Below are 23,092 nucleotides of genomic sequence, written 5' to 3'. Positions count from 1 at the left end.
TTATCATCGGCGACCAGTAAATTCACGGATAGTCTGGCGCGCACGCAGCCTACGGCTTTTATTCAAACCCACCTCGCCCCGCTCTTAACTTGATTCACGAGTCGAAGCCCAATTCGGGCAATGGTGGAATATCAAGGAAGAGCTGATCAGGGCCAAGTACAGCGTAAGCAGATTGAGTGTAACAATCAGAGATAATATCACCCAACGACCTCAAGCGTCATTTGTTTTAGGTGTCGCATATCCGTACCGCAGCAACCACCAAACACCCGAATAGACGGGTTTTCCCGCACGACATCCGCAATTTCTTTGCCGAGCTGTACGGGGTCTCCTGCATCCAAGTCCTCGGCCTCATCAAGTTCTGCGTGTGAACAACTTGATGCATTGGCAACAACGCCTTTGAGTCTTGGGTGCGCGTTGAGCGCGTCAGCGAAGTGAGTGGGGTGTGCACAATTCACCATATAGAACAGAGCCGCGCCGTCTGTTTCTGCCTCGATCTGGTTTACCGCATCAATGAGCTTTGTCCCATCAGCCAAACAGCCATCGGTTTCGACCACCAAAGACATAATGATCGGCAACCCAATGTCTCTTGCAGCCAGAACACAACCAGCGGCCTCGCTTGGGCGGTTGAACGTGTAGGCAGTCACCAGATCAACACTGGTTTCCTTTAGAACAGCAAGTTGCACACCGTGGTACTTACGCGCCTGTTCAACCGTCATGGACGGGATGTCAGCATAAGGGTCGTATCTTGGCCCAACGCAGGCGGAAACCAATACGTCGTTTCGACCGGCGTCTTTGCGCACCTCTTCCATCAGTGCGACACCATCCCTGTTTACCTCACGAAGGCGTTCAGCATCGTAACCCAAAGGAGCAGCACGGTCGGCATTTGCCATCCAGGTTGGTGCGTCAAGTATGCAGCCTACATCCATTTCACCAGCCAATTGAACGAGCGCACGCATTTGCCCGGCAAGAACTGCCCGGGTTCCAGGCTTCTCCAGCAAAGGAAACGAGGCAAATCCCGGGAGCTCGATACCGTGGTTAAAGATGAGGTCCGTACCTGTACCTGCATAAACAAGGAAGTTCTTGTCACTCTCGTGTGGGAGTTTCCGCGCCATTTTGCACCCCTCATACACCGTTGTTGCGCCGCATTCACAGTAACAGCGATCAGTTCTTCTGCAAAACCGGGGCGTTTTGCTTTTCCATTCGGACGCTTCGCCCATCCGCAGGATTATCTACGCCCATTTAGGCGGGGATCGCCGGAGTATCTGATCAAGCGTGACTATACCGTTCTGACCCACAGCCTGTTCTCCTGAACTCGGAACAGCAAGCTGAAGCTGACACAATGAGCGGACCGTTTTTTCTTTTTGAGTGGAGGAGAGGACAAGAGTGATAATGTTGAAGGTGGATGCACATGCGGGTTGGTGCGGTATTCTGGGGTTCACTCTGACGCTGCGATGTTTCGGTGCCACTGCCGAGATTGCCAACGACTCACCAGCTCGGGGCATTCAGAGAGAGTGCCACTTGGGGCCAAGTCACTCTCAATTGGTGACGCACTCAAGACATTTGAAATGACAGGAGGATCAGGGCGGTCGCCTTTAGCGCGTTCTGCCAAAACTGTGGATCACCGCTGACCCGCAGAAGCGAACAGATGAGTGGCTGCATCTACGTCCATGCGGCATCAATGGACGATCCCTCCACGTATCTTCCGGTGACATCGATTCACCACGAAGCAGCTCAGCCATGGTACGAAGCAGTGACTACAACCGAGGGAGCAGGCACATGATAACCTCTCATTTCTTTGTTTGCTTCCGACTGAACGCGCATTGCCAAATCCGCTCGTATTGCATCGCGTCGTTCTTTCGGCTGACGCCTGAGAAGCGATGCTGCACGCACTGCACCCCCGTCAAAAACATCAAAAAGCATCTGAGGATCTGAAACGCACAATTCACTTGCAACATCGATTAGCCGCACATTGCCAAAACCGGCACCTTCGACCATTGGTTTGGCAATTTTTCTATCCACGAGCATGTGTGCATCCGGCCCTGCGGGCAGAGAAATAGAAGAATCGGCCAGGCGCTCAACCGCGTCAAACAGCCAGCCAAACGCGCCATCTGACCCTTTGCCCTGCCATATCGAGAATGCAATCCTACCCCCCGGTTTCAGAACTCGGGCCACTTCCCTGAGGCCGCGTGCTGGGTCAGGAAAATGTGGGACGCCGAACCCTATTGTGACTGCATCAAAGACATCATCTGGAAAATTCATTGCCATCGCGTCACCCTGAACGAACCGCGCGGTTGGAACCGCTGATTGGGCAAGTTCAATCATCGGTCCAGAGAAATCCAAGCCGGTCACATCTGAGCCCCGGGCGACAAGCTCTGCTGCCACGACACCGTGTCCGGTGCACAGGTCAAGTACTTTGCAATTTGGCCCCGCAGCGACTTCGTCCGCAAGCTTTCTGGCAACCAGACGTGTCGCCGTTTCAAAGCCGGTGGCATACCCTTTGGCTATGGACGGATCCGCCCATCCGTGGCGTTCCATCTTCTCAAAGTCCGCTGTATCAGCCACTTCACCCCCCAAAGCCCCAAAATGTGACAAGAATACACTCAAGCGAAGTTCGGACCAGATTTGTTTTACTCAGCCCTGTCAGGTTCGACCCAGGTATTCGCCATGCTATCAACGAAGGCCTGATCTGCACCAAGGAACGAGACTTGAAAGCGGTTGTGATCGATATTGGATCCATCCAATGTCGGTTATTAACTTGCAGATTCTGGAGTGACCCGATGGACATAGCCCGCTTCTCCGAACGCCTTATGGGTATGAAAGACGAGGTTTGGTTGCGGCATACAAACCCTTGGTCAGTCTGGACCCGCGTACTGACACCGTTGCCCCTTATCGCGTTGGCGATCTGGAGTCGGGCGTGGATTGGCGGTTGGGTGTGGGTTGCCGTCGGGGTGGTTTTGGCTTGGGTCTGGATCAACCCGCGTGCGTTCTCACAGCCCAGGACCTTCGAAAGCTGGTCGGCACAAGGTGTACTGGGCGAGCGTGTCTGGCTGCGGCATCAAGACAAGGTTGCAGCTCATCATTTACAAGTAGCAAAAGCACTCGCCTATGTCAGCGGGTTGGGTCTTCTGCCGTTTGCGTACGGTCTTTGGGTGTTCGACTTGGGCTTTACATGCCTCGGTATAGCTGTGATCTCAGGGGGCAAGATGTGGTTTGTTGACCGAATGGCGTGGATCTGGAGCGACTTTCTGCTTGATGGTGGGTCGTTGGAAGACCTAGTGGCTGGGACCTAGCTGAGCAATCTGGCTGGTTCAAAGTCCCCTGCGGAAGCGTTAGCTTTCCGGCGCAATCGGGACCAGAGACAATCGTTTCTTGCGGAAGGCAAACGCTGGCATATCGACAAATCTGCGAAACACTTTTCGGAAACACTGAGAATTCTCACCGGTTTCCGCCCAAAGAAACTCGCAATCTGTTTTCATTCGCGAAAGCCCAAGTGAGCAATTGAAAACCGTTTTGCGAGACTCGCAAATGAACCCCTATCCTTTGTTTCACACCCGAAAGGTTAGGCGTAAAAAGATAATTCTATAATATTTTTGAGACATTTGTGGAGTGATCTCAGCCCCAATTCTTATGATCGACGCTTGACAAAAAACGGAGCGGTCTCTTCAGTTTGGTCAGCGAAGATCAAATGGTTTACAGCACTGGCGATTGAAGCAGCGGATTTAGCGAGAATTGCGGCGTAGCGAAGAAGACAGTGTTCCAATAACGCGATGTTCCGTTTGATGGAGGTATCGGGATCGCTTAGGGCATTCTCGTCTCTGTTTGTACGGAGTGCGATGCCAAGTTTGCAATTCCAGAGCAATCGTCTGGTGACCTGCAATACGAGAGAGATGCTGCGCAAGTCCGATATCATCTACGATGAATAGAAACGTTGTCCCGGATGCCATCCAACGGGTCAGGGAGTTGGCCGTCTAATTCGGGTTAAGCCGGGCATCCCCCACAAAGGCAACGATATCGGTTTCCAACAGGAAATCTGTCTACAGCATGCGGATGGCGCGAATGCCCTTTGAGTTGTGCCGCTGCACGCCCTTTCAATTCAAAGCTTTTCAAAGCTTCATGAACCCTTCTGCACTTGCCGCGCTCGCCTGGGTGCAATCAACGCCTGCAATAGGTCTTCCAGCCGTGCTTTGATCTTGCCATCGCCAAGGTCGCCGCGTTGATAAACCGGGCGCAGGCGGTGAAGACACCTCACGTGTCCTGCCCGAGATGACGCAAAAAAGGGCGGGTCAGGAGACCCGCCCTTGTTACCCATCAAACGGGTGCCGCGGTTCAGGCCGCCGCGTAGTGGTTGAACACTTCTGTGGTGCCATCCTTGCGGATCAGGAAGACCGAATAGGCCTCCCGTTCACTCTCCGGTCCCATGCCGGGTGAGCCAAAGGGCATACCGGGAACGGACAGCCCCACCGCATCGGGGCGCTCGGCCAGAAGACGCCGGATATCGGTTGGCGGCACATGGCCTTCGATGACGTAGCCCTCGACCAGTCCGGTGTGGCAGGAGGCCATCTCCTCCGGAACACCTTTGCTGGCTTTATACCGCGACAATGTCTCCCAGGAGGCGTTCTGCACCTCTATCTCGAATCCGTCGCGTTGCATGATGTCGATCCAGGCGCCGCAGCACCCGCAGTTCGGGTCCTTGAGGACCTCTAGCCGCAGTTTGGCGGTTGCCAGAGCCGGCGAGGCCAGAGCGATGCCGGAGGCACCGAGGCCAGCCAGGAAGAGGCGGCGGTCGAGTGTCGGGGTGGTCATGTCATTTCCTTTCCGTTTTCGCGCCTGCGGTACGACGACGCGTTTTGTAATCGAGGCCGCAGGCAAGTGTCATGATTTGTGTCAAGCGGGCGGTCATAAGCCGCCCTGCATCTGTTCGCTTTCGGAGCGCACCGCCTGCATGTCGCGGATGCGCTCGGGCCAGGTGGATTTGATATAGGCCAGGATGTCCCAGATCTGCTGGTCGCTCAGGCTGTCGCCGAACCCCGGCATGCCGCTGGCAAAGCCGGGCACGCCACGGGCTTTGAGCGCCACTTCCCCACCCTGTTTGGTGTAGTCAAACAGCAGCGCATCCCCGTGGTGCCACGTATGGCCGGTCTCGTCATGCGACGGCGCAGGCATTGTCCCATCCTCATTTGGGGCACGCCAGTTGGGCTGCCCTTCCAGATCGGCACCATGGCAGGACGCACAGAACTCGGCATATAGCACCGCACCTTCCTCAAGATCGGTCGTTTTCGGTTGCACTGGCGGTCCCGCCTCCGTGTCTGATGGAGCGAGCCAGGCGACCGCAGCACCGATGACGACCATCCCTGCCAAAGCAAATGCAAGGATTATTCCGGTTTTCATTGCCTCATCCCCCTTCATGTTCGTCCATCAGATAGGTCGCGATGGCTGTCCGGTCGGCCTCGGTCAGGAAACTTGTGCCGTAAAGCACGACCTCGCCCATGGACCCGCCAAAGGCGTCCCCTTCAGGTGTAATGCCCGTACGCAGGGCATAGGCAAGGCTGGCCACATCCCATCCCTTGTCAGCCAATGTCAGGTGATCGATGGCTGGTGCTTTCTCACCACCTGGCAACGCATTGCTGCCCTTGAAGTGCTCCGTTTCCGACTTGCGCGCGCCAACGATGTTGCGCGCCGTATGGCAGGCCGCGCAATGGCTGGCCCCTTCGGCCAGCTCGCGGCCCCGGTTCCATGTCTCCACCTTGCCCGTTATCGGCTCTGTCCTTGGAGGCTCCAGAAAAGCGGCGCGCCAGAGTTTCAACCCCCAGCGCTGGTTGAACGGAAAGTTCATTTCGGGCGGGCGCGAGGGTTCGGCGACCGGTGGCACGCTTTGGAATGCCGCCCAGAGATCGGCAACCTCTTGATCCGAGAAGTTGGCATAGAAAGGATAGGGAAAGGCCGGGTAATAGGCGTGCCCTTCGGGAGAGACCCCTTCGCGGACAGCGCGGGCGAACTGTGCCTGGCTCCAACCACCGATCCCGTGGTCAGGATCGGTGGTCAGGTTCGGCGAAAACAGCGTCCCAAACGGTGTATCCAACGCCATGCCACCCGCCAGTGGCGCTCCGCCTTTCGCATAATCGGTGTGACACGCGATGCAGCCAGAGGCGCGGGCCAGATAGGCACCGCGGTCGGCATCCCCCTCCACGGTGATGAGCGCGAGAGGCTGGCCGATCGGCCAGACCATCAGGCCGGCAAGGCTGACCGCGGCGATAACAGCGCCCGTCAGCCCCAGACGAAAGAACTTGCGCATCGTCCCGGCCTATTTCTCGACCCGAAAGCGGGTATGGCAGGCCGTGCAGACCTGTCCCATCATGGTGAAAACCCCGTCGGCCGGCATCTGTGACAGGTCCATCATATCGGAGCCTGCACCAGTGCCCATCATGCCACCCGCCATCATGCTGCCGCCCATCATATCACCTGCAGCAGACGTTTCACCGGCCATCATCAACCCGTTTTCGGAAGCGTCCGCCAATCCATCCGCCATCACGCGCAGCTGATCAGCTAGGGCCGAAAACGCGTCCCAGTCCTGCCAGATCTCTGGCTTCGCTTCGGATGGCGCATCAAGGCTGGCTTCGGGGAACAATCTGGTCATCGCCTCGCCCGCATGGCGACTGATATCCCCAGACCGTGCGCGCACAACGGATGCATCGTAATCGACCTGCCCCCGCATCATCGGCGTTAGCATTTTCATCGCCTCTTTCATCACACCCATGCCATCCATGCGTTCTTTGACAACGCCGGTAGCTCCGCCATGCGCAAACACCGATTGGCTTGACACAGCCAGAACGGACGCAATCAACGCGCCCAGCAACAGTTTTTCAGTTTTCATCGGATTTCCCTGTCTGAGTTATCTCATCACGCCAAAGGGCGTGCGCAGATACGGATCAGATCAGGGCTTTGGGTGGGGGCGGATCAAAATTCGAAACAACCGGGATGCCCTTGGTCGCGCGCGGCAGCCCATACCGTTCGCTGCATCCCAACAGATTCGCGTAAAGATTTGACAGTTGGACGATCGCAGGGCCGCTGCAGAACGCCCCACCGTGACAATGGCCCTGGTTGTCCTTTGCAGCATGTTCAGCGTGCGTTTGAACCTCTAGAGAAACCACGGAAAGCTCATGTTTTCCATGGGCCTCAGCGACGCCACTGGACATAAGCAGGGCGGCAACGAGCACGCCGACCGCGACGAGCATCAGCCTGGTCCATCTGCGCCTGTCCAAAAGCACCGCTCAGCTCATCCCGTTGTCTAGTTTCAATTCTCTTACCAAGGCGATGATGTTCTCAACGTCCGCGCGGGTCAAGTCTTCGACCAGCGATAACTTGCCGAACCGCCGATGAAACGCGTTCACGCGCTTCTATCCCCTTGCGTTGATCCCGAGACCGCTGAAAAGGTAGGGCAACGCCACGGGAAACCGACCGTCCTTCGAATAGAAACTGGCAGTATGCATCGGGACGGTTATGCGTTCTATCGAGCGGACAATGCGGTTTGGTTGACGGATTTCGTCCCTGTGCAATACCTCGGTTTGTAATCCGCTCGTATAGTTGCAAAGCGGACGAGCACCTGAACCTAGCGGGCTTATTGAATGAAATTGGCGATGGAAGGCAACGGTCGTGAGCAAACCATCTTTGAAACAGTGGTTCGGACGTTTAGGTCCAGCCAGGGAAACCGACCGGATGCCATCGGGCTTGCCCATTAGTTTGCGCTGCTCGAAATTCGCGCCCAAGTGATGGTAGTTTCGGCGTGAATCCGTCAACTTTGAAGAATTATCGCTCATTTAGAAGTGTATTTTGATTGATATAATTCAAGCTTCATCTGAATAAGGCAACACATCTGGTAGGTCGTGGTAGATCCCCTTCAACTCAGTTCGACGAGGCTCGCCATTTCTGCCGGTCGACGCAATTGCAAAGTCGCAGGCATACCGAACTCACGCAATGCAACGGGTGTGTGGGGTTGTAGCGCATGCACTTATGATCACCATTAATTTAGGTTGAACAAAACACAGTCCGAAGGAGCCCCCTATTTGCACATAACTTTGCGCGGTTTGCCCGAAAGTTTGCGCACGTACCATTTCGGTGTCGGTCTAAATCCTTCCGAAAACTTCCTTGAGTTCTGTGACTTGTTCTGCATCCAGTATCCGGGTTGGCATACCTCGCAGCGCCACGAGCAACTTGGCCGTTTCTTCTAACTCTTCTGCTGCACAGACCGCTGAGAAAAGGTCTTTTCCTGATACGACGGGTCCGTGGTTGGCCAGCAGAACCGCACTATATTTGCCACCCAGTTTGCGGATCAAATCACCGGATTGCGGGTCACCAGGCTTTATGTACGGAACCAGTTTGACCGTGCCGACGCGCATGACCACGTATGGTGTCAGCGGTGGAATACAGTCATTGGGATCGGTGTCTTCCAGACACGACAGAGCAGTGGCCCAGGTCGAATGTAGATGCACCACGGCGCCAGCCTCTGGTCTTGTCTCATAGAAGGCTTGGTGCAGAAAGACTTCCTTGGTTGGCTTGTCCCCAGAGACGTGGTTGCCATTAGGATCAATCTTGGCAATACGCTCAGGGTCGATATCTCCTAAAGTCGAATTGGTGGGTGTCATAAGGATTCCGTCGTGCAGACGTACGGATACATTGCCCGCAGTGCCGACAGAAAAGCCACGCGCAAACAGCGAGGCGCACAGTTCCGACATCTGCTGTCGCAGCGCCAGTTCTTCAGAAATCACTTGCCTGCCTCCATCAATCTGAGGGCTTTCGCGAAAAAGTCCGCAGCGCCAAAGTTTCCAGACTTTAGTGCCATCGCAATGGGTTGAGTTTTTCCAACGCTCAGGACTGGCACCCCCGGATCAATCTCCGGTCCAATCGACATGGCAGGGAAACCCAGTGTCTCAGACACGGCCTGGGATACTGCGCCGGAAGTCTCCCCTCCGGCCACGACAAGGCGCTTGTACCCCGTTTGGACAAGCTGCCGTGCTGTATCAGCAAAGAGATTGTCCAGCTTTTTCGCCACGGCTTCCTGACCGAAATGGTTTTGGATCGCACGTACATCTTCCGGGCTTCCTGACGAATATGCGAGAGGCGCCCGGCCCGAATGCGTTTCAAAAAATTCCAGCAGCGTTTGCATGGTCACTTCCCCGAACATTACACCCGAAACATCAATGGCCAACGTCGGATGAGACGTCGCGTGAGTTTCGATCTGCCTGCGGGTCGCACCTGAACAAGACCCAGCAAGGATCGCTGCGGGTCCAATAATACCAGTGAATGCGCAACCGGCTCTTTTGGACGAAGCCTTTCCGAGAAAATTTCTGGGTAGCCCCAGCGCAATCCCCGACCCGCCAGTAACGAGCTTGGCGTCATACAGAGCCTCACCCCAAGCCAGCAAATCCTCATCCGAAATCGCATCACCGATCACAAATCGTTCGTCGGCCTTCTGCAAAGCAGCCGCAATCGCCTCTGGTCCTTGCTTCACGATATTAACTGGCACCAACCCAACCGCTTCGTCGGTCTGATGCTTTAACCAGCGCCTGATGTTCGCATCGGTCATTGGAGTAAGAGGGTGATTTTCCATCCCAGACTCGTGCAACAGCTTGCCAAGCACAAAAAGATGACCCTGATAGACGGTGCGCCCGGTTGTCGGAAAGGCCGGGCAGAAAACCACCTTTTGCGCACCCAGTTCGTCGGCCAACGCTTTCGCAACTGGGCCGATGTTTCCCTCCATCGTGGAATCGAAGGTCGAGCAATACTTGAAGATGAACTGCTGGCATCCTTGATCCGCGAGCCACCGCAAAGCGCTCAGACTGTCTGCAATGGCTTCCTCAACCGATGCAGTGCGGCTCTTGAGTGAGATCACACCCGCTTCGATCTCCTCATCGGCCGGGGTAGTAGGAATACCCGGAAATTGAGCCGTTCGTAATCCACCCTCCGGTTCCACGCCCCTCGCCAAGGTGTTCGCAATATCACTCGCACCAGTAAAGTCGTCTGCAATGACACCTATTTTCATATTTCGATCTCCCTCAAGGGCCCTGGATCCAAGCGGTGGATATGAGGCGCGGCACCGACCGGGAAAATCTCACGCACAAGTGGATCATGGCCGGGCACGATCAGGCGAGGAGCCGAGGCCAACTTCTCGAGTGTCTTGAAGCCATCCATCATGTCCTGCAAATCGACAACGATGGGAAAGGCTTTGCGCGCCATGAAATTCTCATAGTAATGCGAGGCGTCCGAGGCGAGAACCATCCACCCGGCTGCCGTTCTTACGCGAACGCATTGCAACCCGCGCGAGTGCCCGCCGATGCAATGCACGGTCACCCCATCTGCAATCTCGGCCTCTCCATCGTAGAACACGATCTTACCTGAATAGAGGCGTTTTACGACCTCGCAAATATGGCCCGCAGTGAAAGGCGCGCGCAGGTGGTCGTGGCACATGCAGGGGCCGGTAGCGAAGGCCATTTCCGCCGATTGCATGTGCAACTTCGCGTTCGGGAACATATGCAGCCCGCCCGCGTGGTCATAGTGAAGATGGGTCACGATGATGTCTGTCACCGCTTCCGGTGTGATGTCCAAAGGGCGCAGAGCCTCGCGCGGGTCCATCGCGATGGGGCGACCACGGGCGGCAGCCTCTTCGTTGTCGTAACCGGTATCGACCAGAATAACATCGTTACCGTGCTTGAGTACCCAAATGAAATAGTCCATCGCATGAGGCGCGTCGTGGTCGTCATCCAAGATGAAGCTGTCGCGCCGGGTTCGAGCGTTGCGATCCGCGTATTTTACGGCGTGGATTTCCCAATCGTTCATCTGATGACCTCGGAAAACTGGTGAATTACCTTGGCGGCGATCATATCAGCCACAGCCGCATCGAAGGACTTGAAATGCGGGCTTTCGAGGTGAGCTTCGAAGGCGGTAATGTCATCATAAACTTCATAGAGAAAAACGGACTCATTATCTTTGCCGAGGCACACGTCGAACTGCTGGCATCCGGGTTCATCACGCAAAGAGGTTGAAGCGTTTTCGATCATCAGCGGCAAAAAGGTGTCCCGCGTTCCGGGCTTGAGAGTGAAGGTGACAGTAACCACAAACATCAGACAGAAAGTCCTTTCAGGCGTGAGAATGCGCGCTTCGCAACGGGCAGTTGGCTGAGGATCAGACCGATGTTGAGCACCAGCAGAATGGCCGCACCGGGGCGTGAAAAGAAAACCGAAAGATCCCCATCCGACAGGAACAATGACCGGCGGAAGGTTTCATCAAACAGACTTCCCAATATAACCCCAATAACCAGCGGAGCGATTGGGTACTTCATGAGGTTCATGAAATAGGCAACGGCGCCAACGCCAAGCATCAGGTAAAGATCGTTGATGCCACCACCGACGCTGAAAGACCCGATTGTTGTCAGGACCATCACGACCGGCAGGAATATGGTCTGCGGGATGGCGAGTATTTTGATAAAGACCCGAGCGGTGAAAAGCCCCATCAGGAACATCGTCAGGGATGCCAGCACTAGGATTGCAACCACGCGCAGAATGATTTCTGGGTCTATCGTCGGGCCCGGGATCACATTGTTGATTTTGAAAGCCCCCATCAAAGCGGCGGCAGGCGGCGAACCGGGAATGCCCAACACCAAAAGCGGGATCAGCGCGCCTCCAATGCAAGCGTTATTTGCGGTCTCTGAGCAAAGCAGACCTTCCAATGACCCTTTTCCAAACTTGTCGCCGTCGGCAGATACGGTCTTCCCGACACCGTAGCTGACCCAACCAGCGACATCTTCGCCGACGCCCGGAAGCGCCCCTACCCCGGTCCCGATCACCCCAGACCGGCCAATGGTCGGTAGATAGCGTCGAATAGAGCGAAGGTTCGGAAGAATACGGCCATTCAATGCCAGAACTTTCCCGGCCTCAACGTGCCTCAAACCATCGATGATTTGGGGGATGGCAAAGGCCCCCATCAAAACTGGCACGACCTGAAATCCGCTCATCAGGTAAGACCAGCCGAAGGTATAGCGCGGCTCAGACAACAGAGGGTCGAGCCCCACCATGGACATCGCAAGCCCGATCAGACCGGCGATCCATCCCTTAATCACCAGGTCTTCGCTCATCAAAGTGCCGGAAAGCAGAATGCCGAAAAGGGCAAGCAGCGCTTTCTCCGGGCTTGCGATGTTCTTTGAAACCAAAAGCAGCGCCCAGACAAAAATCAAAAGCGTGATGGTCCCGATAACTGTGCCAATGAAACTGGCCGTTGTGGTCAGCCCAAGTGCTTCGCCCCCTCGACCCGCTTTGGCCAACGGGTAGCCATCCATGGCCGTTGCCGCGCTGGCTGCCGTACCCGGAATGTTCAGCAGGATTGACGGGTAAGAGCCACCGTAAATCGCGCCCACATAGGCCCCGAGCAAGGCGATGAGCGAATAGTCCAGCGGGATCTTGTTGCCGAAAAACCCCGTCAGGATCGTCACCGCCAGCGTTGCCGTAAGGCCGGGCAATGCGCCGAACGTGATGCCCAGGAATACGGATGCAATCAAATACAGATAGGTCAGCGGGTCCACTGCCAGATCAACGAACGCCGTCCCAAACCCAGCCAGTTGCGAAAGGATAAAGTCCATCCGGTCAATCTTTCCATAGCGGACGAAGCGTCACGTAGTAGTGGTATTCGATTTGTTTGAATATCAGCCCGCCACGCGAGGGAACGTTTTGCCGGAAGACAAACGCCATCGCGCAAACAAGAATGAGCGGGGCCAATATCGCGACTAGTGGCACGAACCGCAAAACGCGTTCGGAAGCCGCTTTGGTCAGCACCAAGAGTGTCAACGCGACCCAAACGGCCAATGTAAACCAATCATCACCGTGTGCATTCCAATCCGCCTGAGCAGGAAACACGGCGAACGCAAACAAACCGGCAACGACAACTGCGATACAGGCCACCAAAGCACGCCGCGCGTAACCTCCGTAGTAGCCGTAAGTCAAAGCTGTAATCAGTAACCCCGAGCACAGAATGAAGTCCACTCTGGGAACCAGTCCGACGACATATGCAAGAAGGATCAGGCCTATTGTTGAAGCCCGATAGGCTTCCGACTTGTCCCATCCGATCCCCAAAGCAGTGAGCGCGTTTTGGGCCCCACCAGAACGGATCGAAATAGCCAGCAAAACGAAGGACAGGACAAGCAGTCCACCGAAGATGAACAACGGTACAATTGCAGCCGAGTTGTGCCAGTCCGACCCGCTTACACCAGCGCGGTTTTCACCCCAAAGGGGGATGTCCGACGTCTTCCAAAGGAAAAAGACGGACACCGCTATTAGAACAACCGAAGCCCAGAAGTCGCGTGTCCGCATGACCAGAGTTTCGTCAGGTTTGTCCATTGCCTGCCTCCTGTGGGAAAGGGCGCGACCAAGGGCGCCCTTTCAATACTGATCGGATTAGGGCTTCTCGATACCCAGCGAGGCCGGATCGACGGTCGCGGCGCCCAGATCTTGCAAGGTATAGGCAAAGGTAGCCTCAAGGTTCGCAAACAACTCCTGAGCTTCTTCGCCGTGTTGACCACCGACATCGTAATTGTTGGCCGCAGCCCATTCAGCGACAGTGTCAGATGCTATCGCCCGTTCGAACGCTTCGCCGAGGGCTGCCTTCACGTCATCTCCGGCCGAACTGTGAACGGCAAATCCGATGGCCTGTTTGAGCGGCAGGTACTGGTCGAGTCCGTCATAAATGCCAAAGGCAGATGGAACTGTAGCTCCGGCAATCTGCGCATCTTCGGGTGTCAACATCGCAAGAGGCTTCAACTGACCGCCTTCGATCAATGGGGCTTGCTCAGCCAAAGAGGTCACAACCAACGCGACCTCGCCTGCTATCGCCGCTTCCTGCCCTGGCGCTGAACCCTTGTATGGAACAAACTTGAATTCTGCGCCGGACCCCTTCTCGATGGCGAGAAGGTTCAAGTGGTGGATCGAACCCGCGCCGGAAGCCGCAGCTGGAATAGTGCCAGGGGCAGCCTTGGCGGCGTCGACCAGTTCTTCCAGCGTGTTATAGGGGCTGTCGGCAGGAACCGAAATCAAGTCAGGTGATCCGCCAACAATAAACGGGTACCAAAAGTCGAATTTCTTATCCCAACCACCCTGTACCGCAGCGGTAACGTTCGACTCCGACAAACCAACCAATGTGTAGCCATCGTCCGGTTGGTTCATCACGTAAACCATTCCATTGGAGCCCGCGACTCCACCTGTTTGATTGATTACGTTGATCGAGACCGGAAGGTGTTTTTCCATCTCGGCCATGATCATCCGGTTGATCGTGTCCGTGCCACCACCGGCCCCCCAAACCACAGCTGTGGTGATATCCCGATAGGGGTAATCCTGTGCAGCAGCAGCCCCTGCAATCCCGGTTGCCATCACAGCTGCGGCCGCCAACCGCCCTAGCTTCAGTTTCATTTCCAGTCCTCCCAAAACAACTTCGCGTTTATTATTGCATTTATTTGCGTATACATTAAATAATGCATTGTCAACGGAGTGTACGAAAACAGCCATCGCGCTATGAATGCGTAACGGGAAGGAAGCGGGCTAAAATGAAAAAGAATTACAATGTGGCAGTGTTTCACGGGGACGGAATCGGCCCTGAAATCATGGCCCCTACGCTTGAAATTCTGCGCCAGCTTTCAGGCAACAATCCCAGCTACGAGCTAGCGTTTACGGACGCGCCAGCAGGCGCCTCTCACTACGCAGAAACCGGAGAATCGTTTCCAGCGGGATCACTTGAAACGGCACGTAAGGCTGACGCGATACTGCTGTCGGCAATGGGTTTACCGGATGTGCGCTACCCTGACGGAACCGAAATTTCACCACAGATTGACCTGCGAAAGCGGCTTGGCCTATTTGCTGGCGTACGCCCGGTAAAAGTAAACAAGGGGCAATCGACTCCTTTGTCGCTCCCCAACGGAAAAGAGATCGACTTCGTCTTGATTCGCGAAAGCACAGAAGGGCTGTTCTTCACTCAAGGCGCTGGGGAAGTCACCGAGCACGAAGCACGTGAGACTCTGCTTATCACTCGTGAGGTGTCCGAAAAGCTGTTCCGCTTCGCATTTGAACTCGCCCGAAACCGCAAGGCAACCGGCCGTGGCCAGGGGCGGGTCACCTGTGTCGACAAGGCCAATGTATTCAGAGCATTTGCATTCTTCAGATCGATGTTTGACGCTGAGGCCAGCCGCCACCGCGATTTGCAGGCAGATCATGCCTATGTAGACGCTACCGCTCTATGGATGGTGCAAAAGCCCTGGGAGTTTGATGTCTTGGTGACCGAGAACATGTTCGGAGACATCCTCTCCGACCTTGGCGCAGGTCTCATGGGCGGTCTTGGGTTGGCTCCGTCAGCGGATATAGGATTGAACCACGCTGTGTTCCAACCCTGCCACGGCTCCGCTCCGGACATTGCTGGACAAGGTATTGCCAACCCCTTTGCTATGATCCTCTCCGCGGCAATGATGCTTGAGTGGTTAGGTTTGACCCATGATCACCCAGAACTGTCCTGCGACGGTGCACGATTGCGCGAAGCCGTGGAAAGAGTGACGACAAACGGCCACAACCTGACGCGGGACTTAGGTGGCACCGCAGGAACGCAGGCCGCAGCCTCATCAGTAATGGAAGCATTGCAGGCATGAATACTCAACAAGCCATCAGGGTCGCGTGTGTGGGCGCAGGTTATTTCAGCAAGTTCCACTACGACAGCTGGTCTCGAATGCCCGGCGCTGTCCCGGTTGCATCCTGTAACCGGGACATCAGAAAGGCGAAAGAAACAGGGCTGGCCGCTTACGATGATCTGTCAATAATGCTGGAGGCGGAAAAACCGGATCTCGTGGACATCATCCTTCCACCTGTAGCGCAGGCCGACGCCATCCGAACGGCACTGCGCTCTGGAATAAAATGGTTGATCTGCCAAAAGCCATTCTGCTTGTCTTTGGATGAAGCTGAAAAGATCGCCTCCGAGGCTGAAGCGATAGGTACAACTATCGTTGTGCACGAGAATTTTCGCTTTCAGCCCTGGTATCGCTCAATCAAAGAGGCGATGACCGAGGGTCGAATTGGAACGCCCCTCCAAGCTACTTTCCGACTTCGGCCCGGCGACGGACAGGGGCCACGCGCCTATCTTGACCGGCAGCCGTACTTTCAGGAAATGCCGCGGTTCCTTGTTCATGAAACAGCGGTTCACTGGATAGACACGTTCCGATTTTTGTTCGATGCGCCCAGCGCGGTTTACGCGGACTTGCGCCAAGTTAATCCCGTTATCACGGGCGAGGATGCAGGTTACATATTGTTTGACCATCCCAACGGTCTGAGGGCTCTGTTTGATGGAAACAGGTGCCTGGACCACAGTGCCGAAAACCTGCGTCAAACCATGGGCGAAGCTCTCATCGAAGGAACGGAAGGATCACTGGTTCTTAACGGCGACGGTTCAGTAGAACTCCGCGCTTTTGGAAAACAGGATCGACAACAAATTCTACCTCCGAGCGATCATGATGGATTTGGCGGAGATTGCGTCCACGCCTTGCAAAGTCACGTTGTTTCAGGCCTTCTACGGGGCACGCCGCTGGAAAACACGGCCCGAGATTATTTGGACGTGATCCGCATCGAAGAGAAAATCTATCATTCGGCTGCGGAGGGACGAAAGGTAAAGCTGGAGACACCGTGAAGGATCAGGACACCAAAACTCTTTCCAATACACAGCGCGCTGCAAGGGACTTGCGGCGGATGATTCTGTCCGGCGAACTTGCAGCCGGGACTGACCATCTGGAGTCGGAACTCGCCGAAACTCTGGGTATGTCCCGCACCCCGATACGGGAAGCTGCGCTGATGTTGGAGAGTAAAGGGTTGCTGGAAATGCGGCCCCGCAAAGGCGTGCGAATACTGCCTGTTTCATCGGACGATATGCGCGAAATTTACGACATATTGACGGAACTCGAGAGTCTCGCAGCACAGCGCGCCGCCGAAGTTGGTTATTCAGAAGATGAATTGGCGGTACTTGCTGGGTCAATCGCAAAAATGGATCACGCCATCGAAACCGAAGACCTGGAAGCCTGGGCGGAGGCCGATGAGTTGTTTCATCAGGAGCTCGTTCGCTTGGGCGGCAACAAACGGGTCGAAGCGATTGTCGCCATGATGAGCGACCAGGTGCGGCGCGCGCGCGCAACGACGTTGTTCATCAGACCCCTACCCGTCAAATCCAATGAAGATCACCGCGTCGTTTTCCAAGCGATTAGTGAAGGTCGACCGGATATCGCCCGTGAACGTCATCGAGAGCACAGGCTGCAAGCCAAGGCCATGCTTTGCGGGATTCTCGAAAAGCATCGACTTAACAGTCTCTGACCCTCTCGTGTCCGGTCTTCAACCGACTAGAATAACTGCTTGTTTTCGACCTTCTTGGCGTCCGGAATTTTCGTTGAAAACGCTCAAGCTTCAGCGATCATTGTACCCCAGCTGGAAAAGCCGCCATCTGTCTCACAGATGATCATCTCCATCCCGGTTACCGCATCGTTCCCAAAGTAACACTCCGCAAACACACCAGTGCCGATAAATGACAGAGTCAGGGCAACAAGGCCCAAAGCTGCAATCCTCTTCATGATACTCACTCCTTTAGATGAGCGTCATGTGGGAGTTGTTTTTGGCTGAAAGTACTTTGGTTTGATTAAGTTACGTTAATGGAAGACTGACAGAAGAGTTGTCTCTTCAGAAAGCAGCACGCTCTGAACGTTCGCTCAGAAAAGGCATTTTCAGAACCCAAAATGAAGAAACAGCGCCTCTGCGTTCAGGCATTGGCACATTTCGATCTCACACGGCGTCAAGCAGACCTATTTGAAGGTTGCAGCCCCTCGCTTGGTCGACCTTCAGTAAAAACCAATCTCGCTGACATCTACACGGGCTTCGTGATCGCGCCCGTAGGCTACAACTCCAACTGAGGTGATTTCGTCAGCAACGGGAATAGCGCGCAACATGGCACCTGAAGCCTTGAAGCCTGACAGAGGTAAATGGACTTCGGTCCATTCGTCAGACGTTGCGAACTCGGCCTGATAGTATTGCCACGGAAGCACCGTGCCACGCGTCCTGAGGTGAACAAAGTATTGTCCGCCGTTGCCCCGCACCAACAGCCTGACGCCCGATACACCTGCATCTGGCCGATCAGGCAACTTGCGTCGGAACTGGATGAAACCGCCGTTGTTTTCTGTACTGACGGTTCCGGTCAACCGCGCGAATGCAACATCACCTTCCGAACTAAACTGCACTTGCCCTGAAGAAACTCCTCCCATGACAGTGTCCGCAACGTAGTCCCAACGCGTCTCCGGAGATTTGGAGAAGTTCTCAGCAAGCTTTCCATCAGCCTGTGCCATTGTAGATCCGATAAAAACAACACCTGAAACAAGCCCAACGAAGTTTCCAAGCATATTGTTCTTTCTCAGTTCAGTATCGCAATAGAAAGGTTCAAGGCCGTGGCGAATGCGACCCACACAAAGTACGGCAGGAAGGTCAGTGCGGAAACCCGATCTGAATTCCTGACCCGAGCGATGAACACGACGATGACAATCAGCAACGCGACAATGACCACAAGGGCCAACCATGGCAGTTGCAGTACGAAAAAGGTTGGAGACCACAAAAAGTTCAGACCCATCTGCGCCCACCACAGCTTCATGGCGGTCGAGCTTCTGTCTGCTTCAAACTGGCGCCAACCCGCCATGGCGATCAACACATAAAGCACCGTCCAAACCGGGGCAAAAATCCTATTTGGTGGATTGAAAGCAGGTTTAGAAAGCTGCGCATACCAATCGCCAGGTGCGGTCAGTGTCCCGATCAGGACGCCACCTCCCAACATGAGCGCAAGAAATGCTATGCGGATCAACGAATTCGACATTGTGGGTCGGCTTTCAGCAGTCCTTGGTCGTCACGTTGACAAGCGCTTCGGAAGTGAAGGTCGCAATACCGGTTTCATCCGCATCGGCATATGACACCGTGGCGCCTTCGATCTCCGACCCTGTTACAGTGATTTCGCGTTGCCCGATGGTGTCATCTACATCGATGGTAAAGGCTAGTCTGTCCCCGGCCGCGAGGGAAGCGATCTCAAGCTCAATTGTATTTTGCCCGTCCACAACCGAAGGAAATTGACGCAGTGCATCAGCGCCCTCAACGAATTCAAGAGGTTGGAAGACCTTCACGCCCGCGCCTTTATCGGTGACGTCGAAAATCAAACGTCCGGCAGATTGCGACAAGTCAATTTTTAGAGTCGAGGCTTCAACTTCACACGTTCCGACATTTGTCAGAACAAAACGGTCCTTGGGTGCGCCTTCTATGAAGCGAATTTGAACTCCGGCTTGAAGCGAGGTGGCTGAGAAAACTCCAAGGGTCACCGCAAAAACGCAGGTTGGGAGCATGTTTATCTCCTTGCTGAGAGGTACTTGGTAGATACGCTTCGGCGGGTTTCTTGGATCAGACTTATGCTTTTTGACTATAACAGTTCAGCAGACAGGCTCTTTCGAAGTTCCATGCTCCGTATCTAGATCGATATCTAGATCGATTAGGTCAAAACATACCATTGTCATTCTCGCTCTTCGCGGGGACTTCCTGAAGAACGTCCCAATGTTCGACAATCTTACCTTGAGCGTCGAGGCGAAAGATATCGATCCCTGCGTACTCGAGACCATCTGGCCAGATCTGATGGCAATGCAGAACAACGTGGTCGTCTTCAGAAAACGCACGTTTGATGTCCACGCGCTTTCCCGGGTATTCGGCGGCCATGCGCTCAAAATATTCGACAAACGCTTGCTTGCCGTCGCCAACATGCGGATTGTGCTGCGTATAGGTTTCACCAACAAAGGTCGCTATGGCCTCGGCAGGTCGACACTCGTTGAACATCATTTCGTAGAAAGCGATGACGTTTTTCTTGTTTGTTTCGATGTCCGGCATGCTGATCTCCAAATCGACGTTTGCACCGCCCAAAAGTGTTGGCCCGTGTAATTTTTGGAAGCAACCCGGCAAGGACCTCGATCACCAATCGGCAAGAAGTTACCAGCTTGGTTTTGCGTTCCGACTGTTTCGAGGGTTTGCCACTTACTCGATTTCTTCGAAGTCGATATGAATATGATTTCCATCAGGATCGGCCACATGGATTTGGACCATGCGGGACCCCGGGACGTTAGTTTTGCGATACTGGATCTGACATGAGGTCAGTTTTTCCTCGAATGCACCCAACCCCGTGGCTGAGAGCGCAAAATGCTCGAGCTTGAGCTGCACTTCGGAGCCGACATTAGGCGTTCCTTCCTGACCCACAAGGTGGACCACGGCGTGATCACCTGCATACAACCAAGCTCCGGGAAACGGAAAATCAGGGCGGGCCCCGAGTTTCAAACCCAGGACCTTTTCATACCAAGTAACCATGTCAGACAACTTAGTTGTCACGATGTTCACATGATCCAGCCGTTCGATTCTCATCTAGAAACCCTCAAGCACGAGCTTTCCTTTGGCTTTGCCGCTTTCAAGGATAGCATGCGCTTTCATTAAGTTTGTTGCATTGATCTTACCAAGTGTTTCGGTTGCCGTGGATCTTATCTTTCCAACATCTATCAACCCGGCAACCTGATTCAGGATTTCGCTTTGACGGTTTATATCTCCAGTCCCAAAAAGCGACCGAGTGAACATGAACTCCCAATGCACGGAGATCGACTTGGGTTTGAACGGCGCGATGTCAAATTTCTCAGGATCGTCGATCAACCCAAAACGACCTTGGGGTGTCATCACCTCTCCAGCCTGAGACGCATATAGCTGGGAATGGTTCGTTGAATAGATGAAATCCACGTTTTCGACACCGAGAGCCCCAAGCTGTGTGCCAAATGGTTCCGCATGGTTGATGACATGGTGTGCGCCCAACTCTCGAACCCACTCTTGTGTCTCGGTACGGGATGCGGTGGCAATCACCGTCAAGTCAGTGAGAGCCCGCGCCAATTGAATGGTGATTGACCCGACACCACCTGCGCCACCTATGACCAGCAGCGTATTGGACCCGCCGGAAACGGCATTTTGGACTCGCAAGCGGTCGAACAGCATCTCGTACGCAGTAAGCGTCGTGAGCGGCATCGCCGCAGCCGCTGTCGCAGTTATGGATTTTGGCGCGGCTCCGACGATACGCTCATCCACCAGATGAAACTCAGCATTGGTTCCCGATCGGTTGATCGCCCCGGCGTACCAAACAGTATCGCCCGGACTGAAAGTCTTAACCAATTCGCCAACGGCCTCGACGCCCCCTACGGCGTCCCACCCCAAAATTTCAGGTGACGGGCCTTCAGGAGCACGTTTTTGCCGAATTTTCGTATCGACCGGGTTCACTGACACGGCCTGCACCTTCACCAACAAGTCGTGCCCCTTCGGTGTAGGTTTATCGGTCTCGAAATCGATTAACGCGTCCGCCCGATCAATCGATCCTGTCTGGCAGTATCCCACGGCTTTCATAACGTGCTCCTTTGTCCGGTTTTTAATCAACCGATGATGGTCATCTCATTCAACGTGAATTCTGCAACTGCGCCTTCTGTTGCTTCCAGGTACGCAGTCAGATGCTGAGCACCCATGTGGGTCTGCCAAAGCTCTCGGCTTTCCCAGTTTTCGTAGAACACGAAATGGGCCGGGTTGTCGTTGTCCTGATGCAGATCATAATTTATGCAACCCTCTTCGGCACGGGTTATGTCGATGAGCTTGATAAGCTCAGCCTTTACGAGGTCAATCTTGTCGGGGTTGGCTTTGATGTTGGCGACGATCGTCAGCTTGGCCATTGGAATAGGTCCCTTGTTTTCATGAGCGATGCGCTAGATTTACGCCGCAGTGCTTTCGGGATAAACAGGGCAGGAATGAACATATAATCCGGAAATTCCGTTTAATGCTTCTAAACAATCTTCGCTTGTTTCTGACCATCGCCGAGAAAGGCAGCCTTGTGGCAGCGGCGCGAGAGACTGGGATGTCGAGCACGACAGTATCCGAGCGGCTCGCGGCTCTGGAAGCACATTACGGTGTGGTTTTATTCAACCGAACCACCCGTTCCATTAGCCTGACCGAAGAAGGCCGGGTACTAGCCGATGGCGCAAAAAGCGTACTTAGCGAGGTTGCGGACCTGGACACACTTGTTCGGCACGGCGCCGAAACTTTATCTGGTCCAATTCGCATAAGCGCGCCTATCGACTTGGGACGGAGCTTTGTCTCCGAAGTTATTGCCGAATTCACCGAAGATAACCCTGCCGTCTCAATCGAGTTGTCCCTCTCAGACGGCTACGTCGACCTTGTTGGCCAGGGTTTTGACCTCGCCGTTCGCTTCGGCAACATCACAGACAGCTCGCTCAGATTGCGAAACCTAGGAAGCTACCAACGGTTCGTATGTGCGTCCCCGGGTTACCTGGCCTCATTCGGAACGCCCGAAAAACCAGAAGACCTATTAAACCACAACTGCTTGGTCATGAGGTTTGGAGACATGATCGACAATGTTTGGGAGTTTGGATCAGGACCAAGTGCCAAGCGCGTATCGGTAAAGGGAAATCGAATAGTCAATGATGGTTCACTAATCCGCGATTGGGCGATTGCAGGTCATGGGGTCGTCTTGAAGTCGGAACTTGACGTCGGCGACGATGTTCGATCTGGCAGACTTGTTTCTGTCTTGCGCGAGTTCCTCCCACCGCCGAAACCTTTGCAAATGATGCTTCCACCCAGCCGGGCCCAACCTCGGCGCGTAACAGCCTTGACTGAGTATTTGCGTCGCAAATTTAATGCGAGTTGAGACAGAGAGCGTTTGTGCAAAGACTATCTCTTCAAAAGGCACGCTCTGGTTCGCAGACTTGCTGGGTGAAGCCCGCTTGAAGTTAAAAAGACAAGCGCAGCGAGATTGGGATAACTTCCTGGCTTTGAGATTGCGGGAGTTGCGTAAAGGCGGCAGGCCTATGGTCTCAACACTGGGTGCCATCCCGGATGCGAGCGAGGTCAATGGCATTTGCAGTTCTGGCCGACATACCTATTCTTCAAAAAAGAAGCCAAGCGCGCTGCCGCGCTTGATGTCAATTGCACCGGTT

30 protein-coding genes are annotated in these 23,092 nt (G+C 54.6%); 8 read left to right on the top strand and 22 right to left on the bottom strand.

What is annotated here, in order from left to right:
• Positions 1-197 precede the first annotated feature (197 nt).
• The gene (locus ACR0IK_RS14670) at positions 198-1,112 is read right to left on the bottom strand and encodes a homocysteine S-methyltransferase family protein (RefSeq protein WP_480642005.1); all 915 of its coding nucleotides are present in this window, start codon (positions 1,110-1,112) and stop codon (positions 198-200) included.
• Between the two features lie 249 nt (positions 1,113-1,361).
• Between ACR0IK_RS14670 and ACR0IK_RS14665 the strand changes: the two genes are divergently transcribed.
• A complete protein-coding gene (locus ACR0IK_RS14665) occupies positions 1,362-1,628 on the top strand; it encodes a GFA family protein (RefSeq protein ID WP_480642004.1) in 267 nt (88 codons plus the stop codon).
• Positions 1,577-1,780, top strand: a complete 204-nt coding sequence (locus ACR0IK_RS14660; protein WP_480642046.1) for a GFA family protein — start codon at positions 1,577-1,579, stop codon at positions 1,778-1,780. Before ACR0IK_RS14665 ends, ACR0IK_RS14660 begins: the two co-directional genes overlap by 52 nt.
• Here ACR0IK_RS14660 and ACR0IK_RS14655 read toward each other — a convergent pair.
• The gene (locus tag ACR0IK_RS14655) at positions 1,732-2,535 is read right to left on the bottom strand and encodes a class I SAM-dependent methyltransferase (protein ID WP_480642045.1); all 804 of its coding nucleotides are present in this window, start codon (positions 2,533-2,535) and stop codon (positions 1,732-1,734) included. The two genes, ACR0IK_RS14660 and ACR0IK_RS14655, sit on opposite strands and share 49 nt — an antisense overlap.
• A 242-nt stretch (positions 2,536-2,777) precedes the next feature.
• On the opposite strand from ACR0IK_RS14655, the gene ACR0IK_RS14650 reads away from it, so the two are divergent.
• The gene (locus tag ACR0IK_RS14650) at positions 2,778-3,290 is read left to right on the top strand and encodes a DUF6653 family protein (protein WP_480642003.1); all 513 of its coding nucleotides are present in this window, start codon (positions 2,778-2,780) and stop codon (positions 3,288-3,290) included.
• A 1,036-nt stretch (positions 3,291-4,326) separates the two neighbouring features.
• Here ACR0IK_RS14650 and ACR0IK_RS14645 read toward each other — a convergent pair.
• The 5 genes from ACR0IK_RS14645 to ACR0IK_RS14625 form a co-directional block, all read right to left on the bottom strand.
• Positions 4,327-4,803 (bottom strand): DUF411 domain-containing protein, encoded by a 477-nt coding sequence (locus ACR0IK_RS14645; RefSeq protein ID WP_480642002.1) that lies wholly within the window; start codon positions 4,801-4,803, stop codon positions 4,327-4,329.
• 93 nt (positions 4,804-4,896) lie between these two features.
• Complete coding sequence (locus ACR0IK_RS14640; RefSeq protein ID WP_480642001.1) at positions 4,897-5,388, bottom strand: c-type cytochrome; 492 nt, start codon at positions 5,386-5,388, stop codon at positions 4,897-4,899.
• A 4-nt stretch (positions 5,389-5,392) separates the two neighbouring features.
• Positions 5,393-6,292: a c-type cytochrome gene (locus ACR0IK_RS14635; protein WP_480642000.1), complete on the bottom strand. Its 900-nt coding sequence runs from the start codon at positions 6,290-6,292 to the stop codon at positions 5,393-5,395.
• A 9-nt stretch (positions 6,293-6,301) separates the two neighbouring features.
• Positions 6,302-6,871: a c-type cytochrome gene (locus ACR0IK_RS14630; protein WP_480594750.1), complete on the bottom strand. Its 570-nt coding sequence runs from the start codon at positions 6,869-6,871 to the stop codon at positions 6,302-6,304.
• 55 nt (positions 6,872-6,926) lie between these two features.
• On the bottom strand, positions 6,927-7,232 hold the full coding sequence (locus ACR0IK_RS14625; RefSeq protein WP_480594751.1) for a hypothetical protein: 306 nt from the start codon (positions 7,230-7,232) through the stop codon (positions 6,927-6,929).
• A 141-nt stretch (positions 7,233-7,373) separates the two neighbouring features.
• Here ACR0IK_RS14625 and ACR0IK_RS14620 point away from each other — a divergent pair, with 141 nt between their 5' ends.
• Positions 7,374-7,568, top strand: a complete 195-nt coding sequence (locus tag ACR0IK_RS14620; protein WP_480594752.1) for an RNA 2'-phosphotransferase — start codon at positions 7,374-7,376, stop codon at positions 7,566-7,568.
• Between the two features lie 552 nt (positions 7,569-8,120).
• Here the strand turns inward: ACR0IK_RS14620 and otnC are convergent.
• Genes otnC through ACR0IK_RS14585 form a run of 7 tightly spaced genes read right to left on the bottom strand, consistent with a single transcriptional unit; the run spans position 8,121 to position 14,444 of the window.
• Positions 8,121-8,762 carry a 3-oxo-tetronate 4-phosphate decarboxylase gene (gene otnC / locus ACR0IK_RS14615; protein ID WP_480641999.1) on the bottom strand — a complete coding sequence of 214 codons (642 nt, stop codon included), beginning with the start codon at positions 8,760-8,762 and terminating at the stop codon, positions 8,121-8,123.
• Positions 8,759-10,036, bottom strand: a complete 1,278-nt coding sequence (otnK, locus tag ACR0IK_RS14610; protein WP_480641998.1) for a 3-oxo-tetronate kinase — start codon at positions 10,034-10,036, stop codon at positions 8,759-8,761. Before otnK ends, otnC begins: the two co-directional genes overlap by 4 nt.
• Entirely contained in the window at positions 10,033-10,830 is a 798-nt protein-coding gene (locus ACR0IK_RS14605) for an N-acyl homoserine lactonase family protein (protein WP_480641997.1), read from the bottom strand. The genes otnK and ACR0IK_RS14605 overlap by 4 nt, the downstream gene beginning before the upstream one ends.
• Positions 10,827-11,114, bottom strand: coding sequence for a putative quinol monooxygenase (locus ACR0IK_RS14600; RefSeq protein ID WP_480641996.1), 288 nt, complete (start codon positions 11,112-11,114; stop codon positions 10,827-10,829). Before ACR0IK_RS14600 ends, ACR0IK_RS14605 begins: the two co-directional genes overlap by 4 nt.
• Entirely contained in the window at positions 11,114-12,625 is a 1,512-nt protein-coding gene (locus ACR0IK_RS14595; RefSeq protein ID WP_480641995.1) for a tripartite tricarboxylate transporter permease, read from the bottom strand. Before ACR0IK_RS14595 ends, ACR0IK_RS14600 begins: the two co-directional genes overlap by 1 nt.
• Positions 12,626-12,629: 4 nt before the next feature.
• Positions 12,630-13,379 (bottom strand): hypothetical protein, encoded by a 750-nt coding sequence (locus tag ACR0IK_RS14590; protein WP_480641994.1) that lies wholly within the window; start codon positions 13,377-13,379, stop codon positions 12,630-12,632.
• Between the two features lie 57 nt (positions 13,380-13,436).
• Positions 13,437-14,444: a Bug family tripartite tricarboxylate transporter substrate binding protein gene (locus ACR0IK_RS14585; RefSeq protein ID WP_480641993.1), complete on the bottom strand. Its 1,008-nt coding sequence runs from the start codon at positions 14,442-14,444 to the stop codon at positions 13,437-13,439.
• Positions 14,445-14,506: 62 nt separating this feature from the next.
• Between ACR0IK_RS14585 and ACR0IK_RS14580 the strand changes: the two genes are divergently transcribed.
• Genes ACR0IK_RS14580 through ACR0IK_RS14570 form a run of 3 tightly spaced genes read left to right on the top strand, consistent with a single transcriptional unit; the run spans position 14,507 to position 17,369 of the window.
• Positions 14,507-15,667, top strand: coding sequence for an isocitrate/isopropylmalate dehydrogenase family protein (locus ACR0IK_RS14580; protein WP_480641992.1), 1,161 nt, complete (start codon positions 14,507-14,509; stop codon positions 15,665-15,667).
• A complete protein-coding gene (locus ACR0IK_RS14575) occupies positions 15,664-16,695 on the top strand; it encodes a Gfo/Idh/MocA family protein (protein WP_480641991.1) in 1,032 nt (343 codons plus the stop codon). The genes ACR0IK_RS14580 and ACR0IK_RS14575 overlap by 4 nt, the downstream gene beginning before the upstream one ends.
• Positions 16,692-17,369: a GntR family transcriptional regulator gene (locus ACR0IK_RS14570; RefSeq protein WP_480641990.1), complete on the top strand. Its 678-nt coding sequence runs from the start codon at positions 16,692-16,694 to the stop codon at positions 17,367-17,369. The genes ACR0IK_RS14575 and ACR0IK_RS14570 overlap by 4 nt, the downstream gene beginning before the upstream one ends.
• A gap of 83 nt (positions 17,370-17,452) precedes the next feature.
• Here ACR0IK_RS14570 and ACR0IK_RS14565 read toward each other — a convergent pair whose 3' ends face one another.
• The 8 genes from ACR0IK_RS14565 to ACR0IK_RS14530 all read right to left on the bottom strand — a co-directional run bounded on the left by ACR0IK_RS14565 (position 17,453) and on the right by ACR0IK_RS14530 (position 21,811).
• Complete coding sequence (locus tag ACR0IK_RS14565) at positions 17,453-17,623, bottom strand: hypothetical protein (protein WP_480594763.1); 171 nt, start codon at positions 17,621-17,623, stop codon at positions 17,453-17,455.
• A gap of 264 nt (positions 17,624-17,887) precedes the next feature.
• Positions 17,888-18,442, bottom strand: a complete 555-nt coding sequence (locus ACR0IK_RS14560; protein WP_480594764.1) for a CIA30 family protein — start codon at positions 18,440-18,442, stop codon at positions 17,888-17,890.
• An 11-nt stretch (positions 18,443-18,453) separates the two neighbouring features.
• Positions 18,454-18,906, bottom strand: coding sequence for a TspO/MBR family protein (locus ACR0IK_RS14555; protein ID WP_480641989.1), 453 nt, complete (start codon positions 18,904-18,906; stop codon positions 18,454-18,456).
• Positions 18,907-18,919: 13 nt separating this feature from the next.
• Entirely contained in the window at positions 18,920-19,423 is a 504-nt protein-coding gene (locus ACR0IK_RS14550) for an aggregation factor core (RefSeq protein ID WP_480641988.1), read from the bottom strand.
• A 148-nt stretch (positions 19,424-19,571) separates the two neighbouring features.
• Entirely contained in the window at positions 19,572-19,955 is a 384-nt protein-coding gene (locus ACR0IK_RS14545; RefSeq protein WP_480594767.1) for a nuclear transport factor 2 family protein, read from the bottom strand.
• A 144-nt stretch (positions 19,956-20,099) separates the two neighbouring features.
• The gene (locus tag ACR0IK_RS14540; RefSeq protein ID WP_480594768.1) at positions 20,100-20,480 is read right to left on the bottom strand and encodes a VOC family protein; all 381 of its coding nucleotides are present in this window, start codon (positions 20,478-20,480) and stop codon (positions 20,100-20,102) included.
• Positions 20,481-21,524: a zinc-binding alcohol dehydrogenase family protein gene (locus ACR0IK_RS14535; protein WP_480641987.1), complete on the bottom strand. Its 1,044-nt coding sequence runs from the start codon at positions 21,522-21,524 to the stop codon at positions 20,481-20,483.
• On the bottom strand, positions 21,521-21,811 hold the full coding sequence (locus ACR0IK_RS14530; RefSeq protein WP_480641986.1) for a putative quinol monooxygenase: 291 nt from the start codon (positions 21,809-21,811) through the stop codon (positions 21,521-21,523). Before ACR0IK_RS14530 ends, ACR0IK_RS14535 begins: the two co-directional genes overlap by 4 nt.
• A 104-nt stretch (positions 21,812-21,915) precedes the next feature.
• On the opposite strand from ACR0IK_RS14530, the gene ACR0IK_RS14525 reads away from it, so the two are divergent.
• Complete coding sequence (locus ACR0IK_RS14525) at positions 21,916-22,803, top strand: LysR family transcriptional regulator (protein ID WP_480594771.1); 888 nt, start codon at positions 21,916-21,918, stop codon at positions 22,801-22,803.
• The last annotated feature ends 289 nt before the right edge of the window (positions 22,804-23,092 follow it).

The sequence above is a fragment of the Ruegeria sp. BF7 genome (assembly GCF_056538605.1).
Note: the sequence above shows the minus strand (reverse complement) of the source record. Positions and strands in the feature narration are given on the sequence as shown.

Coding starts and splice junctions, on each gene's coding strand:
- ACR0IK_RS14605 (WP_480641997.1), bottom strand. CDS start 10,830: ATGAACGATTGGGAAATCCACGCCGTAAAATACGCGGATCGCAACGCT.
- ACR0IK_RS14540 (WP_480594768.1), bottom strand. CDS start 20,480: ATGAGAATCGAACGGCTGGATCATGTGAACATCGTGACAACTAAGTTG.
- ACR0IK_RS14635 (WP_480642000.1), bottom strand. CDS start 6,292: ATGCGCAAGTTCTTTCGTCTGGGGCTGACGGGCGCTGTTATCGCCGCG.
- ACR0IK_RS14580 (WP_480641992.1), top strand. CDS start 14,507: ATGCATTGTCAACGGAGTGTACGAAAACAGCCATCGCGCTATGAATGC.
- ACR0IK_RS14655 (WP_480642045.1), bottom strand. CDS start 2,535: ATGGAACGCCACGGATGGGCGGATCCGTCCATAGCCAAAGGGTATGCC.
- ACR0IK_RS14555 (WP_480641989.1), bottom strand. CDS start 18,906: ATGTCGAATTCGTTGATCCGCATAGCATTTCTTGCGCTCATGTTGGGA.
- ACR0IK_RS14630 (WP_480594750.1), bottom strand. CDS start 6,871: ATGAAAACTGAAAAACTGTTGCTGGGCGCGTTGATTGCGTCCGTTCTG.
- otnK (WP_480641998.1), bottom strand. CDS start 10,036: ATGAAAATAGGTGTCATTGCAGACGACTTTACTGGTGCGAGTGATATT.
- ACR0IK_RS14625 (WP_480594751.1), bottom strand. CDS start 7,232: ATGCTCGTCGCGGTCGGCGTGCTCGTTGCCGCCCTGCTTATGTCCAGT.
- ACR0IK_RS14640 (WP_480642001.1), bottom strand. CDS start 5,388: ATGAAAACCGGAATAATCCTTGCATTTGCTTTGGCAGGGATGGTCGTC.
- ACR0IK_RS14620 (WP_480594752.1), top strand. CDS start 7,374: ATGAAACGCGTTCACGCGCTTCTATCCCCTTGCGTTGATCCCGAGACC.
- ACR0IK_RS14530 (WP_480641986.1), bottom strand. CDS start 21,811: ATGGCCAAGCTGACGATCGTCGCCAACATCAAAGCCAACCCCGACAAG.
- ACR0IK_RS14550 (WP_480641988.1), bottom strand. CDS start 19,423: ATGCTCCCAACCTGCGTTTTTGCGGTGACCCTTGGAGTTTTCTCAGCC.
- ACR0IK_RS14545 (WP_480594767.1), bottom strand. CDS start 19,955: ATGCCGGACATCGAAACAAACAAGAAAAACGTCATCGCTTTCTACGAA.
- ACR0IK_RS14560 (WP_480594764.1), bottom strand. CDS start 18,442: ATGCTTGGAAACTTCGTTGGGCTTGTTTCAGGTGTTGTTTTTATCGGA.
- ACR0IK_RS14565 (WP_480594763.1), bottom strand. CDS start 17,623: ATGAAGAGGATTGCAGCTTTGGGCCTTGTTGCCCTGACTCTGTCATTT.
- ACR0IK_RS14670 (WP_480642005.1), bottom strand. CDS start 1,112: ATGGCGCGGAAACTCCCACACGAGAGTGACAAGAACTTCCTTGTTTAT.
- ACR0IK_RS14575 (WP_480641991.1), top strand. CDS start 15,664: ATGAATACTCAACAAGCCATCAGGGTCGCGTGTGTGGGCGCAGGTTAT.
- ACR0IK_RS14585 (WP_480641993.1), bottom strand. CDS start 14,444: ATGAAACTGAAGCTAGGGCGGTTGGCGGCCGCAGCTGTGATGGCAACC.
- ACR0IK_RS14645 (WP_480642002.1), bottom strand. CDS start 4,803: ATGACCACCCCGACACTCGACCGCCGCCTCTTCCTGGCTGGCCTCGGT.
- ACR0IK_RS14650 (WP_480642003.1), top strand. CDS start 2,778: ATGGACATAGCCCGCTTCTCCGAACGCCTTATGGGTATGAAAGACGAG.
- ACR0IK_RS14595 (WP_480641995.1), bottom strand. CDS start 12,625: ATGGACTTTATCCTTTCGCAACTGGCTGGGTTTGGGACGGCGTTCGTT.
- ACR0IK_RS14600 (WP_480641996.1), bottom strand. CDS start 11,114: ATGTTTGTGGTTACTGTCACCTTCACTCTCAAGCCCGGAACGCGGGAC.
- ACR0IK_RS14590 (WP_480641994.1), bottom strand. CDS start 13,379: ATGGACAAACCTGACGAAACTCTGGTCATGCGGACACGCGACTTCTGG.
- ACR0IK_RS14525 (WP_480594771.1), top strand. CDS start 21,916: ATGCTTCTAAACAATCTTCGCTTGTTTCTGACCATCGCCGAGAAAGGC.